The organism is Streptomyces sp. NPDC001568 (assembly GCF_042893755.1).
Taxonomy (GTDB): domain Bacteria; phylum Actinomycetota; class Actinomycetes; order Streptomycetales; family Streptomycetaceae; genus Streptomyces.
Window position 1 is genome coordinate 1 of the sequence record NZ_JBIAVF010000039.1, and the last position, 5,747, is coordinate 5,747.

The following is a 5,747-nucleotide window of genomic DNA, read 5'->3' on the forward strand; positions in this document are numbered from 1 at the left end:
GGAACCTGCACGAGCTGACCCGCGACCTCGACCTGTCCGCGTTCGTCCTCTTCTCCTCCTTCGCCGCCACCTTCGGCGCCCCCGGACAGGGCAACTACGCGCCGGGCAACGCGTTCCTCGACGCCTTCGCCGAGTACCGGCGGGCCGAAGGCCTGCCCGCGACCTCCCTCGCCTGGGGGCCCTGGGGTGACGGAGGCATGGCCGAAGGCGCCGTCGGCGACCGGATGCGCCGCCACGGCGTCATCGAGATGGACCCCGCACGGGCCGTCAGCGCGCTCCAGCACGCCCTGGACCGTGACGAGACCACCCTGACCGTCGCCGACATGGAGTGGAAGCGCTTCGTCCTCGCCTTCACCTCGGGCCGCGCCCGGCCGCTGCTGCACGACCTGCCCGAGGCGCGGCAGGCGACGGAAGCCGCCCGCACCGACGCGGCGGAGGACACCGGCAACGCCGCCGTGCTCCTGCGGCAGCTCGCCGGACAGCCCGAGGCGGAGCAGGAACGGCTGCTGCTGGAGCTCGTCCGGACGGCCGTCGCCGCGGTCCTCGGCTACGCCGGACCCGATGCCGTCGAGGCCGGCCGGGCGTTCAAGGAACTCGGCTTCGACTCGCTCACCTCCGTCGAACTGCGCAACCGGCTCGGCGCCGCCGCCGGTCTCAAGCTGCCGCCCACCCTCGTCTTCGACCACCCGACACCCACCGTCCTGGCCCGGCACCTGCGGACCGAGCTCGGCGGCAGGGACGCGGGCGCCACGGCCGCTCCGACGGCCAACGGCCCCACCGCCGGGGCGGACGCCGAACCGATCGCCGTCGTCGCGATGAGCTGCCGCTTCCCCGGCGGCGTCCGCAGCCCCGAGGAACTGTGGCAGCTGCTCGCCTCCGGCGGCGACGCCCTCTCCCGGTTCCCCGTCGACCGCGGCTGGGACGTCGAGGCGCTGTACGACCCCGACCCCAACGCCCAGGGCACCTCCTACACCCGCGAGGGCGGCTTCCTCACCGACGCGGCCTCCTTCGACCCCGGGTTCTTCGGGATCTCCCCGCGCGAGGCCCTCGCCATGGACCCCCAGCAGCGGCTGCTGCTGGAAACCTCCTGGGAGGCGTTCGAGCGGGCCGGCATCGACCCGGAGACCCTGCGCGGCAGCCAGTCCGGGGTGTTCGTCGGGACCAACGGCTCCGACTACTCCCACCTCGTACGCGGCGCCTCCGAAGGCCTCGAAGGGCACCTGGCCACCGGCAGCGCGGGCAGCGTCGTCTCCGGCCGGCTCTCCTACACCTTCGGCCTCGAAGGCCCGGCGGTCACCGTCGACACCGCCTGCTCGGCCTCCCTCGTCGCCCTGCACCTCGCCGTGCAGGCCCTGCGGTCGGGGGAGTGCTCCATGGCACTGGCCGGCGGTGTGACCGTCATGTCCACGCCCGGCACCTTCATCGAGTTCAGCCGCCAGCGCGGCCTGTCCACCGACGGCCGCTGCAAGGCCTTCTCCTCCGACGCCGACGGCTTCAGCCCCGCCGAGGGCGTCGGCATGCTCCTCGTCGAACGGCTCTCGGACGCGCGGCGCAACGGACACCCCGTGCTGGCCGTGATCCGCGGTACGGCCATCAACCAGGACGGCGCCTCCAACGGGCTGACCGCCCCGAACGGTCCGTCCCAGCAGCGCGTCATCCGCCAGGCCCTGGCCAACGCCGGTGTGACCGCGGCGGAGGTCGACGTCGTGGAGGCGCACGGCACGGGCACGACCCTCGGCGACCCGATCGAGGCCCAGGCCCTGCTGGCCACCTACGGTCAGGACCGGCCCGAGGGCCGGCCGTTGCTGCTCGGCTCGATCAAGTCCAACATCGGCCACGCGCAGGCCGCCGCGGGCGTCGCCGGCGTGATGAAGGTCGTGCTGTCCATGCAGCACGGCGTACTGCCGCAGAGCATTCACATCGCCGAGCCCACCCCGCACGTGGACTGGAGCGTGGGCGAGGTCTCCCTGTTGACGCGGCAGCAGGCGTGGCCCGAGAACGGCGACCGGCCCTGGCGCGCGGGTGTTTCGTCGTTCGGATTCAGTGGGACGAACGCCCATGCCATCATCGAGCGGGCCCCGGCCGAACCGGGGCCGGGCGAGCAGGGGACCCCTGTCCCGCCGAACCCCCACCCCCTACTGTTCGCGACGACCCCCGACGCCGGCGGATCCGACCGGCCGACCCCGCTGCCCTGGCCCCTCACGGCCAGGACCGAGAAGGCGCTGCACGCCCAGGCCGACCGCCTGCTGAACCACCTCTCCACCCACCCTGACCTGCGAAGCGGCGACATCGGCCACTCCCTGGCCACCACCCGCACCGCCCACGACCGCCGCGCCGTGGTCATCGGGCGGGACCGGGACGACCACCTCGCGGGCCTGGCCACCCTGGCCGCCGGAGGCACCGCACCCCTGCTCATCCAGGGGTCGACCATCGGGGGCAGGAGCGCCTTCGTCTTCCCCGGACAGGGGTCGCAATGGGTGGGCATGGCGGAAGCGCTGTTGGACGCTTCACCTGTGTTTGCAGCCCGGGTGGACGAATGTGCGAAGGCGCTGGAGCCCTTCACCGACTGGTCGTTGGTGGACGTGCTCCGCGCCGTCGACGGCGCGCCCTCCCTCGAGCGGGTGGACGTGGTCCAGCCGGCGTTGTTCTCGGTCATGGTCTCCCTCGCCGAGGTGTGGCGGGCGGCGGGTGTGCGTCCGGGTGCGGTGATCGGTCATTCGCAGGGTGAGATCGCTGCCGCGTGTGTGGCGGGGATCCTGTCGTTGGAGGATGCGGCCCGGGTGGTGGCCCTGCGTAGTCAGGCGATCGGTCGGGTGCTGGCCGGTCTGGGTGGCATGGTCTCGGTACCCCTGTCCGCCGTCGAGGTTCGTGAGCGGATCGCGCGGTGGGGTGAGGCGCGGATTTCTGTCGCTGCTGTCAACGGTCCGTCCTCGGTGGTGGTGTCGGGTGAGGTCGAGGCGCTGGAGGAGCTCCTGGCCGCCTGCGAGGCCGATGGCATTCGTGCCAGGCGGATCGCGGTGGATTACGCGTCGCACTCGGCGCAGGTCGATCTACTGCGCGATGAGCTGGCCGAGTTGCTCGCGCCGATCGTTCCTGGGGCCGCGCGGGTGCCGTTCCTGTCGACGGTCACGGGGGAGTGGGTCAACGGACCCGAGCTGGACGCCGATTACTGGTTCCGCAACCTCCGGCAGACCGTCGAACTGGAGAACGCGACCCGCACGCTCCTCGATCAGGGCTTCGGTGTGTTCATCGAGTCCAGTCCTCACCCGGTGCTGACCGTCGGGATGCAGGAGACCGTGGAGGACACGGGCCGCGAAGCAGCGGTCCTGGGCTCGCTGCGCCGCAACGAAGGCGGCCTGGAGCGGTTCTGGTCGTCGCTTGCCGAGGCCTGGGTCCGCGGTGCGGTGGTCGACTGGGACGCGGTGTTCGCCGGTACGGGTGCCCGGCGCGTGGACCTGCCCACCTATGCCTTCCAGTCGCAGCGTTTCTGGCCTGAGGCCGCCCCCGTCGAAGCGGAGGCGCTGCCCGCGGAAAGTGCGGTCGACGCCCGGTTCTGGGACGCCGTCGAACGCGAGGACCTCGCCGCGCTCACCGCCGAGCTGCGCATCGAGGGCGACCAGCCGCTGACCTCCCTGCTCCCCGCTCTCTCGTCCTGGCGGCGTGAGAACCGGGAACAGTCCACGGTCGACGGCTGGCGCTACCGCGTCACCTGGAAGCCGCTCGCCGAAGCGGGCGTCACCCGCCTCGCGGGGGTCTGGCTGGTCATCGTGCCCGAGGCCCTGGCCGGGTCGGCCGGGGACGCCGCCGCCGGTGTGCTGCGTACGCTCGCCGAGCGTGGTGCGGAGGTACGTACGGTCACCGTCGCCGCCGGCGCGGCCGACCGGGACGCGCTCGCCACCACCTTGAAGGGCATCACCGACGGGGCCGACGACCCGGCCGGGGTCCTCTCCCTCCTCGCCCTCGCCGACGCCCCCGCGGGCTCGCTCCGCGAGAACGCCGGGCTGTTGGCCACCGCCGCGCTCGTCCAGGCCCTCGGTGACGCCGAGGTGTCCGCGCCCCTGTGGTGCGTGACCCGTGGCGCCGTCGCCGTGAACCCGTCCGAGCGGCTCCAGGACCCGGCGCAGGCCCTGCTGTGGGGCTTCGGCCGTACGGCCGCGCTGGAGTTCCCCGACCGCTGGGGCGGTCTCCTCGACCTGCCCGCGCAGGCCGACGGACGGACCCTGGAACGGCTCGTCGGGATCCTCGCCGGTGACGGGACCGAGGACCAGGTGGCCGTCCGGGCCGCCGGGCCGTTCGGCCGCCGGCTCGCCCACGCCCCCCTCGCGGACGCGCCCGTCGCCCCCGCCTGGAAGCCGCACGGTACGACCCTGGTCACCGGCGGCACGGGCGCCCTCGGCGCGCACGTCGCCCGCTGGCTCGCCGAGAACGGAGCCGAGCACCTGCTGCTCACCAGCCGTCGCGGCCCCGACGCGCCCGGCGCGGCCGAACTGCGGGACGAACTCGTGGCACTCGGCGCCGAGGTCACCCTCGCCGCCTGCGACATGGCCGACCGGGACGCCGTGACCGGCCTCCTCGCCTCGGTACCCGCCGGCCTGCCGCTGACCGCCGTCGTGCACACCGCCGGGGTCCTCGCCGACGGCGTCATCGACGGGCTCACCCCCGAACGGTTCGCGACCGTGCTCGCCCCCAAGGCGGACGCGGCGCTCACCCTCCACGAACTGACCCGGCACCTCGACCTGTCGGCGTTCGTCCTGTTCTCCGGCGTCGCCGGCACCCTCGGTGACGCCGGGCAGGGCAACTACGCCGCCGCCAACTCCTACCTCGACGCCCTCGCCGAGCAGCGGCACGCCGACGGCCTGCCCGCGACCTCGGTGGCCTGGGGTCGGTGGGGCGACAGCGGACTGGCCGCCGGCGGTGCCATCGGAGAGCGACTCGACCGCGGCGGCGTGCCCGCCATGGCGCCGCGCTCCGCGATCCGCGCGCTCCAGCAGGCCCTGGACCACCGGGAGCCGGCCGTCGCCGTCGCCGACATCCAGTGGGAGCGGTTCACGCCCGGCTACACCGCCGTACGGCCCAGCCCGTTCCTCGCCGACCTGCCCGAGGTCCGTCGGCTCGCCGCCGCGACCCCGGCCCGGGGAGCGGACGAGGGCACGGCAGGGGCCCCCGGCGAAGTGCTGCGCCGCCGACTTTCGGTGATGACGCAGACCGAACAGGCCCTGGCCGTACTGGAACTGGTGCGCATCCACGCGGCGACCGCGCTCGGACACGCCGGTACCGACGAGGTCGGCGCCGGTCGGGCCTTCAAGGAGCTCGGCTTCGACTCCCTGATCGCGCTGGAACTGCGCAACCGACTGAACGCCGCCACCGGACTGAAACTACCGGCCACGCTGGTCTTCGACCACCCGACCCCGACGGTCCTCGCCGAGTTCCTGCGGGCCGAGATCGTCCAGGACGGCAGCACGGCCGCCGCGCCCGGCATCGCGGAACTGGAGAAGCTCGAATCCGCGCTCTCCGTCCTCGATCCGGACGGCGGAACGCGCGCCGACATCGCCTCGCGCCTCCAGGCCCTCCTGGCGAAATGGGGTGAACCCCAGGCCCATTCGAGCGGCGAGGCCGTGGCCGAGAAACTCCAGGAAGCCACGCCCGACGAGCTCTTCGACTTCATCGAGAACGAGCTCGGTATCTAGCACAGCGGACAGCAGGCAGTAACAGCACGAGGGTTTGTGACGAGCATGGGTGAGGTTCCA

The 5,747-nt window shown here is 73.3% G+C and carries 1 protein-coding gene; it reads left to right on the forward strand.

Going from position 1 to position 5,747, the window contains the following annotated elements; genetic code table 11:
- Positions 1 to 5,687: type I polyketide synthase (locus ACFY0I_RS39435; protein ID WP_388904619.1), on the forward strand; the 5,687-nt coding region annotated here is incomplete at its 5' end.
- Positions 5,688 to 5,747 lie beyond the last annotated feature (60 nt).